Source organism: Ruixingdingia sedimenti, assembly GCF_031432425.1.
Taxonomy (GTDB): Bacteria; Pseudomonadota; Alphaproteobacteria; order Rhodobacterales; family Rhodobacteraceae; genus Ruixingdingia; species Ruixingdingia sedimenti.
Window position 1 is genome coordinate 12688 of the sequence record NZ_JAVKPH010000022.1, and the last position, 20524, is coordinate 33211.

20 protein-coding genes are annotated in these 20524 nt (G+C 67.2%); 15 read left to right on the forward strand and 5 right to left on the reverse strand.

Annotated elements, in window-relative coordinates:
* Positions 1-34 precede the first annotated feature (34 nt).
* The gene (locus RGD00_RS16200) at positions 35-169 is read right to left on the reverse strand and encodes a hypothetical protein (protein ID WP_310458330.1); all 135 of its coding nucleotides are present in this window, start codon (positions 167-169) and stop codon (positions 35-37) included.
* A 266-nt stretch (positions 170-435) separates the two neighbouring features.
* Between RGD00_RS16200 and RGD00_RS16205 the strand changes: the two genes are divergently transcribed.
* The 15 genes from RGD00_RS16205 (at position 436) to RGD00_RS16275 (ending at position 16883) form a co-directional block, all read left to right on the forward strand.
* On the forward strand, positions 436-1224 hold the full coding sequence (locus tag RGD00_RS16205; RefSeq protein ID WP_310458331.1) for an N-acyl homoserine lactonase family protein: 789 nt from the start codon (positions 436-438) through the stop codon (positions 1222-1224).
* Positions 1225-1247: 23 nt separating this feature from the next.
* Positions 1248-2888 carry a flavin-containing monooxygenase gene (locus RGD00_RS16210; protein WP_310458332.1) on the forward strand — a complete coding sequence of 547 codons (1641 nt, stop codon included), beginning with the start codon at positions 1248-1250 and terminating at the stop codon, positions 2886-2888.
* 48 nt (positions 2889-2936) lie between these two features.
* The gene (locus tag RGD00_RS16215) at positions 2937-4094 is read left to right on the forward strand and encodes an iron-containing alcohol dehydrogenase (protein WP_310458333.1); all 1158 of its coding nucleotides are present in this window, start codon (positions 2937-2939) and stop codon (positions 4092-4094) included.
* A 110-nt stretch (positions 4095-4204) separates the two neighbouring features.
* Positions 4205-6079, forward strand: a complete 1875-nt coding sequence (locus RGD00_RS16220) for a sigma-54-dependent Fis family transcriptional regulator (RefSeq protein WP_310458334.1) — start codon at positions 4205-4207, stop codon at positions 6077-6079.
* Positions 6080-7300 (forward strand): RNA polymerase factor sigma-54, encoded by a 1221-nt coding sequence (locus RGD00_RS16225; protein WP_310458335.1) that lies wholly within the window; start codon positions 6080-6082, stop codon positions 7298-7300.
* A 109-nt stretch (positions 7301-7409) separates the two neighbouring features.
* Positions 7410-8231 carry a PaaX family transcriptional regulator C-terminal domain-containing protein gene (locus RGD00_RS16230; protein ID WP_310458336.1) on the forward strand — a complete coding sequence of 274 codons (822 nt, stop codon included), beginning with the start codon at positions 7410-7412 and terminating at the stop codon, positions 8229-8231.
* 164 nt (positions 8232-8395) lie between these two features.
* Positions 8396-9601, forward strand: coding sequence for a 3-oxoadipyl-CoA thiolase (pcaF, locus tag RGD00_RS16235; protein ID WP_310458337.1), 1206 nt, complete (start codon positions 8396-8398; stop codon positions 9599-9601).
* Between the two features lie 16 nt (positions 9602-9617).
* Positions 9618-10616, forward strand: coding sequence for a 1,2-phenylacetyl-CoA epoxidase subunit PaaA (gene paaA / locus RGD00_RS16240; protein ID WP_310458338.1), 999 nt, complete (start codon positions 9618-9620; stop codon positions 10614-10616).
* Positions 10617-10684: 68 nt separating this feature from the next.
* Positions 10685-10969, forward strand: a complete 285-nt coding sequence (gene paaB / locus RGD00_RS16245) for a 1,2-phenylacetyl-CoA epoxidase subunit PaaB (protein ID WP_310458339.1) — start codon at positions 10685-10687, stop codon at positions 10967-10969.
* Positions 10969-11745, forward strand: a complete 777-nt coding sequence (paaC, locus tag RGD00_RS16250) for a 1,2-phenylacetyl-CoA epoxidase subunit PaaC (RefSeq protein ID WP_310458340.1) — start codon at positions 10969-10971, stop codon at positions 11743-11745. Before paaB ends, paaC begins: the two co-directional genes overlap by 1 nt.
* Positions 11746-11749: 4 nt before the next feature.
* Complete coding sequence (paaD, locus tag RGD00_RS16255) at positions 11750-12274, forward strand: 1,2-phenylacetyl-CoA epoxidase subunit PaaD (RefSeq protein ID WP_310458341.1); 525 nt, start codon at positions 11750-11752, stop codon at positions 12272-12274.
* 19 nt (positions 12275-12293) lie between these two features.
* Entirely contained in the window at positions 12294-13370 is a 1077-nt protein-coding gene (paaE, locus tag RGD00_RS16260; protein ID WP_310458342.1) for a 1,2-phenylacetyl-CoA epoxidase subunit PaaE, read from the forward strand.
* A gap of 7 nt (positions 13371-13377) precedes the next feature.
* The gene (locus RGD00_RS16265; protein WP_310458343.1) at positions 13378-14115 is read left to right on the forward strand and encodes a Phenylacetic acid catabolic protein; all 738 of its coding nucleotides are present in this window, start codon (positions 13378-13380) and stop codon (positions 14113-14115) included.
* 75 nt (positions 14116-14190) lie between these two features.
* Entirely contained in the window at positions 14191-16263 is a 2073-nt protein-coding gene (gene paaZ / locus RGD00_RS16270) for a phenylacetic acid degradation bifunctional protein PaaZ (RefSeq protein ID WP_310458344.1), read from the forward strand.
* Positions 16263-16883 carry an acyltransferase gene (locus RGD00_RS16275; protein ID WP_310458345.1) on the forward strand — a complete coding sequence of 207 codons (621 nt, stop codon included), beginning with the start codon at positions 16263-16265 and terminating at the stop codon, positions 16881-16883. The genes paaZ and RGD00_RS16275 overlap by 1 nt, the downstream gene beginning before the upstream one ends.
* 142 nt (positions 16884-17025) lie before the next feature.
* Here RGD00_RS16275 and RGD00_RS16280 read toward each other — a convergent pair whose 3' ends face one another.
* The 4 genes from RGD00_RS16280 to paaI all read right to left on the reverse strand — a co-directional run bounded on the left by RGD00_RS16280 (position 17026) and on the right by paaI (position 20524).
* Positions 17026-17889 carry a DUF3800 domain-containing protein gene (locus RGD00_RS16280; RefSeq protein WP_310458346.1) on the reverse strand — a complete coding sequence of 288 codons (864 nt, stop codon included), beginning with the start codon at positions 17887-17889 and terminating at the stop codon, positions 17026-17028.
* A 160-nt stretch (positions 17890-18049) separates the two neighbouring features.
* The gene (locus RGD00_RS16285) at positions 18050-18649 is read right to left on the reverse strand and encodes a TetR/AcrR family transcriptional regulator (protein WP_310458347.1); all 600 of its coding nucleotides are present in this window, start codon (positions 18647-18649) and stop codon (positions 18050-18052) included.
* A gap of 106 nt (positions 18650-18755) precedes the next feature.
* On the reverse strand, positions 18756-20066 hold the full coding sequence (gene paaK, locus RGD00_RS16290; RefSeq protein ID WP_310458348.1) for a phenylacetate--CoA ligase PaaK: 1311 nt from the start codon (positions 20064-20066) through the stop codon (positions 18756-18758).
* A gap of 32 nt (positions 20067-20098) precedes the next feature.
* Complete coding sequence (gene paaI, locus RGD00_RS16295) at positions 20099-20524, reverse strand: hydroxyphenylacetyl-CoA thioesterase PaaI (RefSeq protein WP_310458349.1); 426 nt, start codon at positions 20522-20524, stop codon at positions 20099-20101.

Genomic DNA, 20524 nt, shown 5'->3' on the forward strand with positions numbered 1-20524 from the left:
GGGGGCGGCCCCCCGCCCGGACGGTTCGGGCAGGTCATTCCTGCTGGATGGCATGGGGGTTGGCGCTGTCCTGCCCGGCCTCGCCGCCGTCGTTGCCGATCCCGCCGAAGACCAGCAGGGCGGCCAGGCCGAGGACGACGATCGCCGCCGCGATCCAGATCTTGGCCATTCCCGCCTCCTGTTCCTGCGGATCCGCCGGGCGGCCTTCGCCGCATCCTGCACGGCAAACCGGCCAGCGGGCAGGATGTTCCCGCCCGGGGCGAAAGAGGGGCGTCCCGCAATGGGACGGCGATGCCGGGCCCCGTCCCGATCCGGGACGGTTTCCGGCCGCCCCGGAAAACCATCCATCTGGGATTCATGATTATTCCCCGCCGCCGGGCCGTGGCGCGGATCCTGCATGCAAAAGGTCGCAGACCAACGAAAGGGAGGATTTCGATGTCTGGACCAAGAATGACGGTGGTGGACTGCGGGCCGCTGACGCTGGACAAGGCCAAGCTGGTGACGATGGCGCCGGGGACGGTCTCTATCCCGACCACCGTCGCGATCTTCGATCACCCGAAACATGGCGTGATCCTGTGGGATACCGGCTGCTGGGAGGATGTGGCCGATCCCGACGGGCCCGGCGCCTATTGGGGCGAGGGGATCAAGACCGCCTTCGGCGCCGAAGCCTTCACCCGCGACATGGCGATCAACCGGCGGCTCGACAGGCTGGGGATCAGGACCGGCGACGTGAAATACGTGGTCTATTCCCACCTGCACCTCGATCACGCCGGCGGCATGAGCTATTTCCCGAACGCCGTGCATGTCATGCAGCGGGATGAGCTGCGCTATGCGCTCTGCCCCGATCCGTGGATCAGGCCGGTCTATGTGCAGAACGACTTCCGCGACCTGCACCGGCTGAACATCCTGGAAATCGACGGCGACCACGACCTGTTCGGCGACGGCACCTTCCAACTGATCAAGGCGCCGGGCCATGCGCCGGGGATGCAATGCCTGATGGTCACGCTGCCGCAGCGCGGGCGCTTCATCCTGGGCGGCGACATCGCCCACCAGCGCGACCAGTATGAGGCGATGATCCCCATGCCCTGGGACTACAGCTGCAACCTGATGAGCCGGTCGCGCAACAGGATCAAGCAGTTGGAACGCGCGGGCATCGAGATGTTCCTGTGCCACGAGCCGGGCGAATTCGCCGCCCTGCCGGGCAACGGAACCTGGTGGGAATGACGAAGGGCAGGGGAGGAGACATCATGAAAAACAAGGCACCCAACAACCCCGCCGATCTGGACGTGCTGATCGTCGGTGCCGGTTTCGCCGGGCTCTACCAACTCAAGCACCTGCGCGATCGCGGCTACAACGTGAAGCTGTTCGACGCGGGCAGCGACATCGGCGGCGTGTGGCACTGGAACTGCTATCCCGGCGCGCGGGTCGATTCCATCGGGGCGATCTATCAGTTTTCCGACCCCGACCTGTGGAAGGGCTGGGATTATTCCGAGAAATTCCCCTCGTGGCAGGAACTGCGCGCCTATTTCGACTATGTGGACAGCAAATGGCACCTGCGCCGGGACTGCCGGTTCAACACACGGGTGACGGCCGCGACCTTCGACGAGGACCGCAACATCTGGGCCGTCCAGACGCAGGACGGCCGGACCACCACCTGCCGCTGGTTCATCCTCTGCACCGGTTTCGCCGCCAAGCCGGTGATCCCGGATTTCAAGGGGAAAGAGGATTTCAAGGGCATCGCCACCCACACCGGCCTGTGGCCGCAGGGCGGGATCGACATGAAGGGCAAGCGCGTGGCGGTGATCGGCACCGGCGCCAGCGCGGTGCAGGTGATCCAGGAGGCCAGCAAGGAAGCCGCGCAACTGACGATCTTCCAGCGCACGCCGAACCTGACCATCCCGATGCGGCAGAAGGCGCTGTCCAAGGAGGAGAACGCCCGGCTGAAGGCCGAGAAATATCAGGAATGGCTGGACAACCGCGAACGGACCTTCGCGGGGTTCGAGTTCGATTTCTACCCCAGGGCCGCCGCCGACTGCACCCCCGAGGAACGCGAGGCGATCTTCCGCGAGGTCTGGGAAACCGGCGCCTTCAACTGGTGGCTGGGGAACCTGAACGACGTTCTGGTCAACCCGGAATCGAACCTCGCGCAATACAACTTCTGGCGCGACGAGACCCGCAAGCGCATTGCGAACCCCGCGCTGCACGAGGTGCTGGCCCCCACGACGCCGCCGCATCCCTATGGCGTCAAGCGGCCCTGCCTGGAACAGTGGTATTACGAGGTGTTCAACCAGGACAATGTGGAACTGGTCGACCTGAAGAAGGAACCCATCGGGCGCATCACCGAAACCGGGCTGATCGCCGGCGACCGGGAATTCGCGTTCGACATTCTGGTCTATGCCACCGGCTTCGACGCGGTGTCGGGCGGGCTGGTGCAGATCGACGTCAAGGGCACCGACGGGCGCAATCTGGCCACCCATTGGGCCGATGGCATCAGGACCCATCTGGGCATGGCCGCCCCCGGTTTCCCGAACCTGCTGTTCCTTTACGGACCGCAAAGCCCCTCGGGGTTCTGCAACGGGCCGACCTGTGCGGAAAAGCAGGGCGACTGGATGATCCGCTTCATCGAGGACATGACCGCGCAAGGGGTGGTGAGGGCCGAGGCCACCGCGGCGGCGGCGCGGGACTGGGCCAGGGGGACGCATGACATCATCAACATGACGCTCTTCCCGCAGGCCGGAAGCTGGTACATGGGCGCGAACATCCCCGGCAAGCGGCGCGAGATCCTGGTCTATCCGGGCGGGCTGCCGAGCTATCTGCAACTCGTGAACAAGAACCGCGAGGACGGCTATCCCGGCTTCGATCTGGCGCGCGAAACGGCCATGGCCTGAGGGCAGGGCGGGGCCCCCGCGGCCCCGCCCGTTCAGCGGAGGAGAAAGATGACGGAACTGACATTCATGACGCCGCCGCGCATCGTCTGCGCGCCGGGCGGGCTGGCGCGGCTGGGCAGCCTCGCGGCGGAACTGGGCGGAACGCGCGCCTTCATCGTCACCGACCCGGGGCTGACCCGTCTGGGGCTCGGCCAGCGGGCGGTGGCGGCGCTGGAGGCCGCGGGCCTGTCCGGCACGGTCTTCGACCGGGTGGAGGCCGATCCGCCCTATGCGGTGGTGCGCGCGGCGGTCGCCCATGCCCGCGAGGCCGGGGCGGATCTGGTGATCGGGCTCGGGGGCGGCAGTTCGATGGACACCGCCAAGGTGGTGGCGCTGGCGCTGAATTCGGACCAGAGCCTCGACGAGATGGTGGGCACCGAACAGGCCACCGGCACAAGGCTGCCGCTGATCTGCGTGCCGACCACGGCGGGCACCGGATCGGAAGTGACCTTCGTGTCGGTCCTGACCGGCGACGACGGGATGAAGAAGGCGATCTATTCCGCGAAACTGCTGCCCGACATCGCATTGCTGGATGCCGAACTGACATTGGGGATGCCGCCGCATGTGACCGCGGCCCCGGCGCTGGACGCGATGGTCCATGCGGTCGAGGCCTATACCTCGCGGACCCGCAAGAACCCGGTGTCGGACGCGCTGGCGGTCAAGGCGCTGGCGCTGCTGGCCGGGAATTTCGAGACCGTGCTGACGGATGGCGGCAATATCGCCGCGCGCAGCGACATGTTGCTGGGTTCGATGATGGCGGGCATGGCCTTCGTCAACGCCTCGGTGGGCGCGGTCCATGCGCTGTCCTACCCCTTGGGCGCGCGGTTCCATGTGCCGCACGGGCATTCCAACGCGCTGGTGATGGGGCCGGTGTTCCGCTTCAACATCCCGGCGGCCCGGGCGCAATACGCCGAACTGGCCGCGATCGTCCTGCCCGGGCGCAGTTTCAATTCGGACAAGGATGCCGCCAACGCCTTCGTGGACCGGCTGGAAGGGATGCTGACCGCCAGCGGCCTGCCCACCCGCCTGTCGCAGCTTGGCGTGACCGCGGCGGACATTCCCGCCATGGCGCAGGAGGTGACAGAGAAGATAACCCGCCTGATCGCCACCAACCCGCGCGACATGACCTTGGACGAGGTGATGGCCCTCTATCGCGAGGTGTTGTGAAGGCCGGGTGTCCGGCGGCGTTTTACACGCTGGCGCAGACCGCCTACATTGGCGCCTGACCGCCGGTCGCGCCGGAATACCCACTGTTTACTGTGAGGGAGGACGCAGTAATGCAGAAACTGGATCTGACCCGGATCGGGTCGCGCGAATACGCGCGCGAGGTCGCGCATTTCTGGGACCGGCTGCTTGGCGACTACGATGTCGAGATGCCGGGCGTGCGCGATGTCGTCTATGAATCCTGGCTGCGGTGCAAGCAGATCGGGGTCGATCCGCTGAAACGCGCCGCGCCCAAGGCGCCCGCCCCGGTCGCCGGATCCGGCAATGTCAGCGAGGACCGGCTGCGCGCGGTGATGCGGTCCTCGCTGGAAACCGTGGCGCCCTATCTGAGCGAGGCGAAATCGGTCCTGATCGGCACCGGGCACAACGGGCTGATCTTCACCTCGCAGGGCGATGCGAGGCTGGCCGAGGGGCTGTCGGAAAATTCCGTGGTCGAGGGCGCGATGTGGGACGAGGCCCATGTCGGCACCAATGCCATCGGCACCGCGCTGGCCATCGGCGGCAAGGTGCTGATCCATGGCGAGGAGCATTTCTGCAACGCCGGCAAGCAATGGAGCTGCGCGGCCGATGTGATCCGCGACCCGGTGGACCGCTCGATCCTGGGCGTCATCGACCTGACCGGCCCGGCCGAGTCGATTTCGCTGCGCGCCGGCGCTCTGATCGCCGCCGTGGTCGAACGCGCCGAAAGCGAACTGGCCCGGCTGGACCTGATGGACCAGATCAGCCTGATCGACTGCTTTCACCAGCGCAGCAATCTGGGCGAGGGGCTGATCCTCGTGGACCGGCGCGGCCTTGTGGTGCGGCGCAGCTTTCAAAGCCGCTTCGACAAGGCGAACATCCGGCAGGGCGATTACCTGTCCGGCCTCAAGGGGCTGCCTTGCGAAAGCTGGACGCTCGATCTGGTGCATGACGCGCTGCATGACGGCGAGGTGGAATGGATCCGCAACGGCGAAGAGGTGATCGGTGCGGCCATCCATGTCTCGCGCCGGCAGGCGCGGGCGCCCGCCCGATCGGATCTGCCCGCGCCGCTGAAGGCGCTGGTCGACTCCTCGCCCTCGCTCGCGCCGCTGATCCGCGAGGCGGCCATCGTCGCCAAAGGCTCCGTCCCGGTGATGATCACCGGCGAGACGGGCACCGGCAAGGATGTGCTGGCCACCGCGATCCACCTGTCGGGCGCGCGCGCCGGCAAGCCTTTCGTCCCGGTCAACTGCGCCGCGATCCCGCGCGACCTGATCGGGGTGGAACTGTTCGGCTATGTCGAGGGCGCCTTCACCGGCACCCGCAAGGGCGGCATGTCGGGCCGGATCGAGGATGCCGACGGCGGCACGCTGTTCCTGGACGAGATCGGCGACATGCCCATCGAGTTGCAGCCCTATCTGCTGCGGGTGCTGGAAAGCGGCACGGTGTCGCGTCTGGGCGAAAGCCGGCAGCGCAAGGTGGATCTGCGCATCATCGCCGCGACCAACCAGCCGTTGCAGGACCTGATGGCGCAGGGGCGGTTCCGCAGCGATCTTTATTACCGGCTGAACGTCGCGCGGCTGCATCTGCCGCCGCTGCGCGACCGGCGGGGGGATATTCCGTATCTGGTGGAGCGGCTGCACGCCCAGATCCACGGCAGCACCGCCGGGCAGGCCATGCCGCGCGCCATCGTGGACCAGCTTGCGGCGCGCGACCTGCCGGGGAACATCCGCGAATTGCGCTCGCTGGTCGAACGCGCGGCGGCGGGGCTGTCGCTGGACGAGCCCGCGGCGGTTTCCGCCCCGGTGACGCCCCGGGCCACGACCCTGGCGGCGGTGGAACGCGACCTGATATTGACCTGTCTGGACCGCAACAACGGCAATGTCGGCCGGGTGGCCGAGGAACTGTCGATCCCCCGCTCCACGCTCTACCGCAAGCTGGCCGCCTATCGCGACAAAGACCCGGCCTGAATGCAAAGGGCTTCGCTGCAAACCCGGGCAGAGGCCGGGCCGAGGGCGCAGACCATCGCCGTTGCCCGGCTGCTCGCCCTGTCCGCGGTGGACATCGCGGTGCTGACCGCGCAGGCCGCGCTGGAAAACCCCGCACTGCGGGTCGGGTTCGCGCTGGAGGAGGACCCGCCGCCCCGGCGCATCGGCGCCCCGCCGCTGGCCCGGCTGGACGAAACCATGGCCGGGGCCGCGCCGCAGTCGCTGCATGAACATGTCGCGCGCCAGATCCCGCTGCTGGTGCGCGACCGCGGCCTGCTGCCGCTTGCCCATGCCTGGCTGGAGGGGTTGGAGCCGACCGGCTGGGTCGGTCTGCGGGCCGACGAGGTGGCGGCCCGCTGTTCGGCAGGCGTCGGGGCGGCCGAACATGTGCTGCATCTGTTGCAGGGAGCAGAGCCGGATGGCCTCTTCGCCCGCAGCCTGCGGGAATGTCTGGCCATCCAGTTGCGCGCCCGCGATGGCCTGACGCCGACGATGCAGGCGCTGCTGGATCACCTGCCGCTTCTGGCGGCCGGGGATCTGCGGGCGCTGGCCGACCGCACCGGCATTCCGCCGCAAGACCTGCCCGCGCTGATCGGCCGGTTGCGCGGGCTCGACCCCAAGCCCGGCGCGCAGTTCCAGAATGCGCCCGCGATCCTGCCCGCCCCCGATTTCCTGATCGAGCGGGTGGAGGGGGCGGGCTGGGACCTGCGCCGGGGCCGCTGGTTGCGCCCCACGCTGGACATCGCCGCACCCCCGGCGCGCGCCTTGGCCGCCGACCTGCGGCGCGCCGCGGCGCTGGCCGCGCTGGTCGAGAACCGCGACCGGCTGATCTGGCGCACGGCGGTTCAGGCGGCGGGCTGGCAGGGCGATTTTCTCGACGGGCGGCGCGACTGGCCGCGCCCCATGGCGCTGGCGGATGTCGCCCGGCCCCTGGGCGTGCATGAAACCAGCGTCGGGCGCATCCGCAACCATCTGGTCATCGGCGACGGAAGCCGCGCCATCCGGTTGCGCGACCTGTTCGCCCCCGGGATCGCCACCGCCGCGGGGCCGATCACCCCGCGGGAACTGACGGCCCGCATCGCCGCCATCGCCGCAGCACCGGCGGGTGCCCTGACCGACGAGGCCATCCGCAACGCGCTGTTGCGCATGGGGATCACGGTTTCGCGCCGCACGGTCGCGAAATATCGCGGCAGGATCGGCTAGACCCCTGCACGCCTGCGCAGAAGCGGATGGATTGCCCATCTTCGCGCAAAAGGCGTAAACAGCCCGGGGCCGTGCCGGGTGCGTGCGGCACGGAAATCGCGGTTCAACGATGCTGGAAACGGATGTGATCGAAGATCTGCTGCGCGGGCTGGGCCTGCATTCGGCCTCGTTCATCGTCACGGTCTATGGCGATGTCGTGGTGCCGCGCGGGGGGGTGCTGTGGACCGGCACGCTGATCGAGATCTGCGGCCGCGTCGGCATCAATGAATCGCTGGTGCGCACCGCCGTGTCGCGGCTTGTGGCGGCGCAGCGGCTGACGGGCGAACGGGCGGGGCGGCGCAGCTATTACCGGCTGGACGCCTCGGCCCGGCGCGAGTTCGAAGAGGCGGCGGCGCTGCTCTATGCCCCCGACATCCCGCCGCGCGGCTGGCAGATCCTGCATGCGCCGGGGCTGTCCGAGGATGCGGCGCGCCACATGCGCATGGGCCATATGGGCGGGCCGGTGTTCATCCGCCCCGACCGGGGCCAGCCGCCGCCCCCGGGGGCGCTGGTCTTTCACGCCCCCGACCCGGAGGACGCCGGGCGGCTGGCGGGGTTCTGGGACCTGTCGGCGCTTCAGGCGGGCTATCGCGGGATGCTGGACCGTTTCGGCGCGCTGGAGGCCGGGCGGCTGTCGGATACCGATGCGCTGGTGGCGCGGCTGCTGCTGGTCCATGTCTATCGCAACGTGATGCTGCGCGACCCGCGCCTGCCGCAGGCCGCGCTGCCCCCCGGCTGGCAGGGCCATGCCGCGCGGGACCTGTTCCGCCGGCTTTACCGGCGCCTGTCGCCCGGGGCAGAGCGCCATATCGCCGCCCGGTTCGAGGGGGTCGATGGCTTCCTTCCGGCCCGCACGCCCGAAACCGAGGCGCGCCTGGCGGGCCTTCTGTAGCCTATGACGTTGATTTTTATCCTGTATTTCCGTGCACCCCAAAACATCACGGGATTACGAAACTTTTTCTTTTCATGTGATGATTCGAGGCGTATAAATCGACCAATCGGTCGGTGAATTGGGAGAATCGCCGTCCGCCAGCAAACAGGATGAAGGGGGACCGGATGCGCGAGGCATTCATCTGCGACGCGGTCAGAACGCCGGTGGGGCGTTACGGCGGGGCATTGGCCCAGGTTCGTGCCGACGATCTGGCGGCGCTGCCGCTGAAGGCGCTGATGGCGCGCAACCCGGGCGTGGACTGGTCGGCGGTGGATGACCTGATCTACGGTTCCGCCAACCAGGCGGGCGAGGACAACCGCAACGTGGGCCGCATGGCGGTGCTGCTGGCGGGGATGCCGATCGGCGTGCCGGGCACCACGGTGAACCGGCTCTGCGGGTCGGGCATGGATGCGGTCGGCATGGCGGCGCGGGCGATCCGGGCGGGCGACTGCGATTTCGTGATCGCGGGCGGCGTCGAAAGCATGACCCGCGCGCCCTTCGTGATGCCCAAGGCCGACAGCGCGTTTTCCCGCGCCAACGCGGTCTATGACACCACCATCGGCTGGCGCTTCATCAACCCCTTGATGAAAAAGCTGTTCGGCGTGGATTCCATGCCGCAGACCGCCGACAACGTGGCGGCGGATTTCAACATCTCGCGCGCCGATCAGGATGCTTTCGCGGTGCGTAGCCAGGAACGGTGGGCGGCGGCGCAGGCGGCGGGCCTGTTCCGGGACGAGATCGTGCCGGTGACGATCCCGCAGAAGAAGGGCGAGCCGATCGTCGTCGATACCGACGAACATCCGCGCCCCGGCACGACGGTGGAACAGCTGGCCCGGCTGAAGGGCGTGAACGGGCCGGATCTTTCGGTGACGGCCGGAAACGCCTCCGGCGTGAACGACGGCGCGGCGGCGCTGGCGATCCTGTCGGCCGAGGCGGCGCCGGCGCAGGGGCTGACCCCCCGGGCACGCATCGTCGCCATGGCGGCGGCGGGGGTGGAACCCCGGATCATGGGCATCGGCCCGGTTCCGGCGACCCGCAAGGTTCTGGCCCGGGCGGGGCTCACGCTCGACCGGATGGATGTGATAGAATTGAACGAGGCCTTCGCGGCCCAGGGGCTGGCGGTGCTGCGCGAACTGGGGCTGGCGGATGACGACCCCCGCGTGAACCCCAACGGTGGCGCCATCGCCATCGGCCATCCCCTCGGCATGTCGGGGGCAAGGCTTGTGACGACCGCGATGTACCAGCTTCACCGCAGCGGCGGGCGCTATGCGCTGTGCACCATGTGCATCGGTGTGGGGCAGGGCATCGCGATGATCATCGAACGCGTCTGAAACGGGAGGTTCAGCCATGTATGCCCAGCTAGTGAAATCCGAAGGCGCGAAGTCGCGCGAGGAGATGACGCCGGAAGAGATCGCCTTTCAGGAGCGGATCGACCGGGGCGAGAAGATCGAGCCGAAGGAATGGATGCCCGAGGGCTATCGCAAGACGCTGATCCGGCAGATCGGCCAGCATGCGCATTCCGAGATCGTGGGCCAGCTGCCCGAAGGCAACTGGATCACCCGCGCCCCCACGCTGGAACGCAAGGCGATCCTGCTGGCCAAGGTGCAGGACGAGGCGGGGCACGGGCTCTATCTTTACAGCGCGGCGGAAACGCTCGGCGTCTCGCGCGACGAGTTGCTGGACGCGCTGCATGCGGGGAAGATGAAATATTCCTCGATCTTCAACTATCCGACGCTGAACTGGGCCGATATCGGCGCGGTCGGCTGGCTGGTCGACGGCGCGGCGATCATGAACCAGGTGCCGCTGCAACGCACGTCCTACGGCCCCTATTCCCGCGCGATGATCCGCATCTGCAAGGAAGAAAGCTTCCACCAGCGGCAGGGCTACGACATCATGATGAAGATGGCCGCGGGCACGCCGGAACAGAAGGCGATGGCGCAGGACGCGCTGAACCGCTTCTGGTATCCCTCGCTGATGATGTTCGGGCCGTCGGACAAGGATTCGGTCCATTCCGCGCAGTCGATGCAGTGGAAGATCAAGATCAACACCAATGACGAACTGCGCCAGAAGTTCGTGGACCAGACCGTGCCGCAGGCGCATTACCTGGGCCTGACCGTCCCCGACCCGGACCTGAAATGGAACGAGGAAAAGGGCGGCTGGGATTTCAGCGAGCCCGACTGGTCCGAATTCTTCGCCGTCATCGCCGGCAACGGCCCCTGCAACGCCGAACGCATGGAGGCCCGCGTCAAGGCGTGGGAGGACGGCGCATGGTTCCGCGACGGCCTGATGGCCCATGCCGAAAAGGCCGAGGCGCGCCGCCGCGCCGCCCGCGTGGCCGCCGAATGACCCCTGCGGGCGCCGCAAAGGGAGAGGCGCCCGCACCCCGCATCCAGCATTCCGGGAGGAAGCAAGACATGTCCAGCGAATGGCCCCTGTGGGAAATCTTCATCCGCGGCCAGCACGGCCTCAATCACCGCCATGTCGGGTCGCTGCACGCGCCCGACGCCGAAATGGCGATCCGCAACGCGCGTGACGTCTACACCCGCCGCAACGAGGGTGTCTCGATCTGGGCGGTGCGGTCGAACGACATCACCGCCTCGTCGCCTTCGGAGAAGGGCCCGCTGTTCGAGCCCTCGAACTCCAAGGTCTACCGCCATCCGACCTTCTTCGACATCCCGGCCGAAGTGGGGCATATGTGATGGGCGCGGCGGTGCAATCGGTCGACCGGGCCACCTATGTGGACTGGCTGCAAAGGGTCGGCGACAATGCGCTGATCCTGGGGCACCGGGTGTCCGAATGGTGCGGGCATTCGCCCGTGCTGGAAGAGGACATCGCGCTGGCCAACCAGGCGCTGGACCTGATCGGCCAGTGCCAGCTGTGGCTGGGCCTTGCCGCCGAGGTCGAGGGGCAGGGGCGCACGGCCGACAACATGGCCTATCTGCGCGATGCGGCGGCGCTGCGCAACGTGCTGCTGGTGGAACGCCCGAACGGCGATTTCGGCCAGACGCTGATGCGCCAGTTCCTGTTCGACGCCTTCCATATCGAACTGCTGCGCGCGCTGAAGGGGTCGTCGGACCCGCGCGTGGCGGAAATCGCGGCCAAGGCGGAAAAGGAAGTGGCCTATCATCTGGAACGGTCGGCCGATCTGGTGATCCGGCTGGGCGACGGCACGGCGGAAAGCCAGGCCCGGATGCAGAAGGCGCTGAACACCCTTTACCCCTATACGGGCGAGCTGTTCATGGACGACGCCGTGGACCGCGCCATGGCCGAGGCGGGCATCGCCCCCCTGCCGGGCAGCCTGCAGGCCGGCTGGGACCGCACCGTGCGCGAGGTTCTGGCCGAGGCGACGCTGACCCATCCGGGCGAGACCTATCAGCACAAGGGCGGCAAGACGGGCGTTCATTCCGAACACCTCGGCTTCATCCTGGCCGAGATGCAGTTCCTGCAACGCGCCTATCCCGGCGCGACCTGGTAGGCCCATGCAAGGCGCGACCCACCCCGATCTGGATCAGGTCTGGCGCTGGCTGTCCGAGGTGCCGGACCCCGAGATCCCGGTGATTTCCCTGACCGATCTGGGGATCATCCGCAATGTCGCCTGGGACGAGGACACGCTGGTCGTGACGGTGACGCCCACCTATTCGGGCTGCCCTGCGACCAGCATCATCAACCTCGACATCGAAACGGCGCTGCGCGGGCACGGCATCGGGAAACTGCGGCTGGAACGGCAGCTTTCGCCGCCCTGGACCACCGACTGGATCACGCCCGAGGGGCGGGAAAAACTGCGCGCCTATGGTATCGCGCCCCCCGTCGACGGCACGGCGGCGGACGGGCGGCTGGCGGGGCGCATCTCGCGGCTGGCGGGCACCTCGAACCTGGTGATCGCCTGCCCGCGCTGCGGATCGACCCATACGGAAAAGATCAGCCAGTTCGGGTCCACCCCCTGCAAGGCCAGCTACCGCTGCAAGGACTGTCTGGAACCCTTCGACTATTTCAAATGCATCTGAGGATGCGGAGGACACCCACATGGCACGCTTCCATCCGTTGAAAGTCACCGACGTGCGCCGCGAGACGCGGGACGCCGTGGTGGTCACGCTGGCGCCCCGGGACGAGGACCGGGCGCTGTTCGATTTCACCCAAGGGCAGTACCTGACCTTCCGCCGCGATTTCGATGGCGAGGAACTGCGCCGCAGCTATTCGATCTGCGCCGGCAAGGGCGAGGGCGCGCTGCGCGTCGGCATCAAGCGGGTGGACGGCGGCGCCTTTTCCACCTGGGCGAACGAGAACCTCGGCCCCGGCGACGAGATCGAGGCGATGCCGCCGATGGGCAAGTTTTTCACCCCCATCGAACCCGGGGCGGAACGGCAGTACCTCGGCTTTGCCGGCGGGTCGGGCATCACGCCGCTTCTGTCGATCATCAAGACGGTTCTGGCCGAGGAACCGAAGTCGCGCTTCACGCTGGTCTATGCCAACCGCACCATCAACAGCATCATGTTCCGCGAGGAACTGGAGGATCTGAAGAACCTCTATCTGGGCCGCTTTTCGGTGATCCATGTGCTGGAACAGGAAGGGCAGGAAATCGACCTGTTCACCGGCCTGATCGACGCGGAAAAGATGAAGGGGCTGTTCCGGCACTGGCTGGACGCATCGGCGATCGACACCGCCTTCATCTGCGGGCCCGAGCCGATGATGCTGGCCATCGCCGCATCGCTGCGCGACCACGGGCTGAGCGATGCGCAGATCAAGTTCGAGCTTTTCGCCAGCGGCCAGCCGGGCCGGGCAAGGGCCAGGGCGGTGTCGAAGGTGGCCGTGGCCCCCGGCACCGGGGTGCAGGCCACCGTCACGCTGGACGGCGCCACCCGCAGTTTCGAGATGCCGCGGACCGGGCAATCCATCCTCGACGCCGCCATCGCGGCGCAGATGGACGCGCCCTATTCCTGCAAGGCCGGGGTCTGTTCCACCTGCCGCTGCAAGGTGATCGAGGGCGAGGTCGAAATGGCCGTCAACCACGCGCTGGAGGATTACGAGGTGCGGGCGGGCTATGTCCTGTCCTGCCAGGCGACGCCGCTGAGCGACCGTGTGGTCGTGACCTATGACGAGTGAGGATGCCATGTCTGACACGATGAACATCGAGGACTACCTCGCCCAGGGCGGTGTTCTGACCGCGCCCGGCAACGTTCCCGCCCGGTATCGGGGCGAGCTGATGCGGCTGATGTCCTCTTTCGTGGACAGCGAACTGGCGGCTTCGGCCGGGTTCGCGGGGTCGATCAACTTCGCGCCGGGGATCAAGGAACGGATCGCCGCCAGCCGCATCACGCTGGAAAAGGCCGACCATGCCGAACGGGTGCTGGGTGTGATGGCAACCTTCGGCACCGATGCCGACCGCTATCAGGCGCAGCACGACTGGGCCGCCCGGGTGGCGCGCGACGCCGATCTGGGCGCGCAGCGGGCGGGCGGCGACATGCGGCTGTCGGTGTTCCACTATCCTATCACCGGCTGGGCCGATGCGGTGGTGATGAACGTGTTGCAGGGCCTTGCCACCGGCGTGCAGATGACCGAACTGACCCGCGTGTCCTATGGCCCGCTGGCCGAGGTGTTCCGCGAGATCGCCCCGCGCGAGGCGCGCCATGCCGAACTGGGCCTCGAAGGGCTGGGCCGGCTCGACAAGGGGGCCGCCCGCGCCGCCGTCGCCTATTGGCGCCCGCGCGTCGCGGCCGGTTTCGGCGTGGCGGGGTCGTCGCGCTATGACACGCTGCGGAAATTCGGCCTGCGCCATACGCCCAACGAACAGCTTCTGGCCCGTTGGGAAGGGCTGGTTGCGGAACAACTGGCCGCGCGCGGCCTTTGACCCTTCGGGCGCGGGTGAACCGGCCCGCGCCCCTTCTTGAACGGCCCCTTCTTGAACGAACGTAAGGAAACGCCCATGAATGCCCCGGCCCGCCAACCGCGCCGTCTTGAAAGCTATGTCTGCGGCGGCTGGACCCCCGGCCAGAAGGAAGGCCAGGTGCTGCACGACGCCGCGACCGGCGATCCGGTGGCCTTCATCGATTCCACCGGGCTCGACTTCGCCGCCGTGCTGGACCATGGCCGCCGCGTGGCGGGGCCCAGGCTGCGGGCGATGTCGTTCCACGACCGGGCCGGGATGCTCAAGGATCTCGGCCTCGCGCTGATGGCGCGGAAGGAAGAGTTCTACGCCGAAAGCTATCGCACCGGCGCCACCCGACCGGATGGCTGGGTGGATATCGAGGGCGGCATCGGCACCATGCTGACCTTCGCGTCCAAGGGGCGGCGCGAACTGCCCAACACCCGCGTGCTGACCGACGGCGAAATCGAGGTGCTGTCGAAGGACGGCAGCTTCGTGGCCCAGCACATCCTGTCGCCGCTGCAAGGCGTGGCGGTGCATATCAACGCCTTCAACTTCCCCGTCTGGGGGATGCTGGAAAAGATCGCGCCGACGCTGCTGGCCGGCGTGCCCTGCGTGGTGAAACCCGCGTCCCAGACCGCCTATCTGACCGAACTGGTGGTGCGCCGGATCGTGGAAACCGGGATCCTGCCCGAGGGCGCGCTGCAACTGATCTGCGGTTCGGTCGGCGACCTGCTGGACCATGTGACGGGGCAGGACGCCGTGACCTTCACCGGATCGGCCACTACGGGGCGCAAGCTGAAGGCGCATCCGGCCATCGTGGCCAATTCCGTCCGCTTCACCATGGAGGCCGACAGCCTGAACGCCGCGATCCTCGGCCCCGATGCGGTGGCGGGCACGCCCGAGTTCGACCTGTTCGTGAAGGAGGTCGCGCGCGAGATGACCTCGAAGGCCGGGCAGAAATGCACCGCCATCCGCCGCGTCGTCGCGCCGCGCGCGCAGGTGGACGCGCTGGTCGCGGCGCTGCGCGACCGTCTGGGCAAGACCGCGCCCGGCCTGCCGGATGCGGAGGAAACCCGGATGGGGCCGCTCGCGTCGCTCGACCAGCGCGACGAGGTGCGCGCCCGCATCCGCGACCTGCAAGCGGCGGCAGAGATCGTGGCCGGCAACCCCGACGACGTGCGCACCGCCTCTGGCGATGCCGGGAAGGGGGCCTTCCTGAACCCCGTGCTGCTTTACGCCGGCAATCCCTTCGCGGCGCAGGCCGTGCACGAGGTGGAGGCGTTCGGCCCCGTCTCGACCGTGCTGCCCTACGACACGCTGGACGAGGCGGTGGAACTGGCCAGGCTCGGCAAGGGGTCGCTGGTGTCCTCGGTCTTTACCGACGACCCGGGCGTGGCCGAAGAGGTGGTGCTGGGTGTCGCGCCCTTCCATGGCCGGGTGCTGATCGGCAACCGCGGCTCGGCCAAGACCTCGACCGGCCACGGCTCGCCGCTGGCGGGGCTGGTCCATGGCGGCCCCGGCCGCGCGGGCGGCGGCGAGGAAATGGGGGGCATCCGCGGCGTCAAGCATTACATGCAGCGCACCGCCGTCCAGGGCACGCCGCGGCTTCTGTCGGCGGTCACGGGGCGCTGGATCGAGGGGGCCGAGGCGCGCCATGACGTGCATCCCTTCCGCAAGTCGCTGGCCGAACTGCGGATCGGCGACCAGCTGATCACCGAAAAGCGCACCGTCACGCTGGAGGATGTGGAACATTTCGCCCATTTCACCGGCGACACCTTCTACGCCCATATGGATGCGGCGGCGGCCAGGGCGAACCCGTTCTTCGACGACCGCGTGGCGCATGGCTATCTGATCGCGTCCTTCGCGGCGGGCCTGTTCGTGGAACCGAACCCCGGCCCGGTGCTGGCCAACTATGGCGTCGACTCCTTGCGCTTCCTCACGCCGGTCTATTTCGGCGACACGCTCCAGGTGCGGCTGACCTGCAAGGAGATCAACCCGCGCGCCAATGCCGACCATGGCGAGGTGCGGTGGGATTGCCAGGTGACGAACCAGAACGGCGCGGTGGTGGCGCAATACGACGTGCTGACCATGGTGGCCAAGGTCTGGCCGCCCGCGCAGGCGGCGGGCTGATGGCGCGGGTCTATGCGTGGGACGGCATCGTCCCGGTGATCGACCCGGCCGCCTTCGTCCACCCCGAGGCGGTGGTGATCGGCGACGTGATCGTGGGGGCGGGGGTCTATGTCGGCCCCTGCGCCGTGCTGCGCGGCGATTTCGGGCGGATCGTGCTGGAGCCGGGCTGCAACGTGCAGGAAACCTGCGTGGTGCATTCCTTCCCCGGCAAGGATGTGGTGGTGGAAACCGGGGGCCATATCGGCCATGGCGCGGTGCTGCACGGCTGCCACATCGGGCGCAACGCCATGGTCGGCATGAACGCCGTGGTGATGGACGAGGCGGTGGTGGGCGAGAACACCATCGTCGCCGCCATGGCCTTCGTGAAGGCCGGGATGCAGGTGCCGCCGAATTCGCTGGCGGTCGGGTCGCCCGCCCGGGTGGTGCGGGAACTCACGCCCGGGGAAATCGCCTGGAAACGGCAGGGAACGGGTGTCTACCAGCGGCTGGCGATCGAGGCCGCCCGGAAGATCACCCCCGCCGAACCCCTGACCGAAGCAGAACCCGACCGCCGCCGCGCCACGGCGCCGGACTACGACCCGCTGGTGCTGGCGCGGGCGGGGTTCGGGGTGGAAGGGTAGGGGGAGCCGGTTGGGGTCGGCTATGCGGACAAAGCTGCCGTTCGATGCTCTGCTCAGGTGCGCCCCACCTATTGACATACGAAGGCGTTAGACCCCATATGGTCAGTGGAGGCTTTGTGATGGCAACGTTGCATTGCCTTTTTTATTTTGGATCAGTGACTTGTGGACGCAGATCTCTGATCTCCTTGATTCCCCACACCGCATGCCCACCTTCGGTCAGGTATTGGTAACGCATCCGCCTGACGATATCCACGAGCGGATTGAGTTCCGGGCGCGTGGTCGCGGGCATGCGTGCCAAGCGCAGGCCCCAGCTGATGACGTAGGCGACCAGGTCTGCGAGCTGAACAAGTGGCGTCAGATCTGAGTGAACGAAGAATGGTTCAGGAATGATGAGCCGAGAACGCGTTCGGCCATTCGATGTTCGCTGGAAGTAACGCGATATCTGGCCAAGCAGGACATGGCTGGCGGTCTTGTCAAGCTCATCGAACACGAGAAAGCCCATGGGGTCACCAGGTGACTGGTTGAGAAAATGGTAATAGCGTTCAAGGAAGAAGGCATAGTCCTTTCGCATATCTTCGCCATTTGGGGGTCTCGGCGCGTCCTGCGGAACCATCGTAGCGAAAACGCGGCCACCATGTCGGCGCGTTAAGTTCAATATAAACTCGCAGTAAGCGATTTTCGCTTGGGCAAGAGCGGTCAGGCGAGCGCGCGTCGGGTTTTCGCCGTCTTCGAGCATTTCTTTCGCGAGACGCCTGCGATCTTCGTTCCCGAAGGGCTCCATCTGATCGGCGTGCCTATATGATTTCTTCTTGAGAAGCTCTTTGGCCTTGGCTTCAGCGCCATACGCATCAAATAGGCGCATTCCAAAGAAATGCTTTTGGGCATCGGATATTTGACAAATGAGAGACCAGATCTGTCGATCCTCGATGGCAACACCGGCGAGGACCTCGAACGGAGAGTTCCTCTGATCCTGCCCGGATTCGTCGACGAACAGTGCCCAGCTCAAATCCGATCTCCTCCTTGAAGTGGCAACATCTATGGGACGCTTGAGGATAACAATCCACCCGTAAACTGTCCGCTCTTGTCATACTTTCCCCGCGACGGGAGGGTCAGCTTTGATGCTGCACCGCGCCCAGAAGGCCGCTCTGGGCTCCGATCCACCCCCCTCACCGCACCGCCTTGATCCCCTCCAGGATCAGGGTCGTCGCCACGTCGGCGTAGTCCTCGCGGCTGATGCGGCCGCCGTCCTTGAACCACATGTACATCCAGTTCATCATCCCGAAGAGCGACATGGTGACCGGCGTCAGCAGGGGGCGTTCCTTGGTGTTCAGGCCGGGGTTGATCTGGTCCAGCACGACCGAGAAGCGGCGGACGATGCGGCGTTCCAGGGACAGGATTTCGGCCCGCAGTTCCTCTGACAGGGCGGGGGTGGCGTTCAGCTGGACCTTGTGCTGGTTGTCGGCGCCCCGGTAGGTTTCCAGCACCGCGCCGACCAGTTGCCGCAGCCGCTGGTGCGGGGGCAGGGCGGGGTCGTCGGCCTCTTCCACGGCGGTGTCCAGTTCCTCCAGATGGGTGAGGATGATGGCCGAGATCAGCGCGTCCTTGCTGGGATAATAGTGATAGAGCAGCGCCTTGGACACCTGCGCATGGGCGGCGATCTGCGCCATCGACGCCTTGTCCATGCCCTGTTCGGCAAAGACCTGCGCGGCATTGTCCAGAATGCCGCGTTGCTTTTCCTCGAAATCCTGTGCCCGTGTCCGAGCCATTGCCGTCACTTTCCTCAGGGCGGGGCCACCGTCCAGCCGCCGGATGGCCTGGCCCCGCTTTAACGCCTGCGCGCGCGGCTGTCACGCCCGCGCAGGCCGCATTTCTTCATTCCTTCGGGCGGTTGTCCACCACGCGGCGGGCCTTGCCTTCGGACCGGGCGACGGCGTGGGGATCGCAGACCTCGACCCGGGTCGAGACGCCGACGATCGACTTGATGTGATGCGCCAGTTCCTTCGCCGATTTCGCCCGCGCGTCCCCGGCGGCGTGGTCGGGGGTGCATTCGACATGGACGGTCATGTTGTCCATCCGCCCGGTGCGGGTCAGTTCGATCTGGAAATGGGGGGCGAGGCCCCTGCATTTCAGGATCTGTTCCTCGATCTGGGTCGGAAAGACGTTCACCCCGCGCAGGATGATCATGTCGTCGGACCGGCCGGTGATCTTTTCGATCCGGCGCATGGACCGCGCGGTGCCCGGCAGCAGGCGGGTCAGGTCGCGGGTGCGGTAGCGCACCATCGGCAGGCCCTCTTTCGTCAGCGTGGTGAAGACCAGTTCGCCCATCTGGCCGTCGGGCAGCACCTCGCCCGTCACCGGGTCGATGATCTCGGGGTAGAAGTGATCCTCCCAGATGTGCAGGCCGTCCTTGGTTTCCACGCATTCCTGCGCCACGCCCGGGCCCATGACCTCGGAAAGGCCGTAGATGTCGACCGCGTGCATGTCGAAGGCGTCCTCGATCTCTGCCCGCATGGCGTTGGTCCAGGGCTCGGCCCCGAAGATGCCGACCTGAAGCGACGACTGGCGCGGGTCCAGCCCCTGACGGCGGAATTCGTCGAGGATCGACAGCATGTAGCTGGGCGTGACCATGATGACGCGCGGGCGGAAGTCGTTGATCAGCGTGACCTGCCGTTCCGTCATGCCGCCGGAAATCGGCACCACGGTGCAGCCGAGCCGTTCGGCGCCGTAATGCGCGCCGATGCCGCCGGTGAACAGGCCGTAGCCATAGGCGTTGTGCAGGATGTCGCCCGGCCGCCCGCCCGCCGCGCGGATCGAGCGCGCGATCAGGTTGGCCCAATGGTCGATATCGGCGGCGGTATAGCCGACCACCGTGGGCTTGCCGGTGGTGCCGGACGAGCCGTGGATGCGCACCAGTTTCGTCTGCGGCACGGCGAACATGCCGAACGGATAGGTGTCGCGCAGGTCCTGCTTCACGGTGAAGGGGAACTTGGCGATGTCCTTGAGGGTTTTCAGTTCCTCGGGGTGGACATCGTGTTCGATGAACCGCTTGCGGTAGAAGGGGGAATTTTCGAAGGCATGTTTCAGCGACCGCTTCATGCGGTGGAATTGCAGCGCCTCGATTTCATCGCGCGAGGCGATCTCGATCGGGTCGAGATCCTGCCGGCGCGGGGTCAGGTCTTCCATGGTGTCCTCCCTCGGATGGCGGTGCCGGCGTCTCAGGCGCCGAGCAGGGTTCCCTTGACGGTGCGCGAATGGCCGCGGAATTCGGCGATGACCTCGCCCTTCTGGTTGGTGACGGTCACGTCATACACCCCGCTGCGCCCCTTGCGCGATACCTCGCGCCCGGCGGCGGTCAGCCGGTCGCCCTTGAAGGCGGGCGCAATATAGGTGATCGCCGCCTGCTGGCCCACCGACCGCTGGTCGACGGTGTTGCAGGCGAAGGCGAAGGCGCTGTCGGCCAGCGTGAAGATATAGCCGCCATGCGCGGTGCCGTGGCCGTTGGTCATCTGGTCGGTCACGGTCATGGTCAGCACCGCCGTCCCCGGCGCGATGCGGTCGAGCACCATGCCGAGGCGCTGCGAGGCGCTGTCGTCGTTCCACAGCGCGGCGGCGCAGGCTTCGGCGAGTTCCTGGGGGCTCAT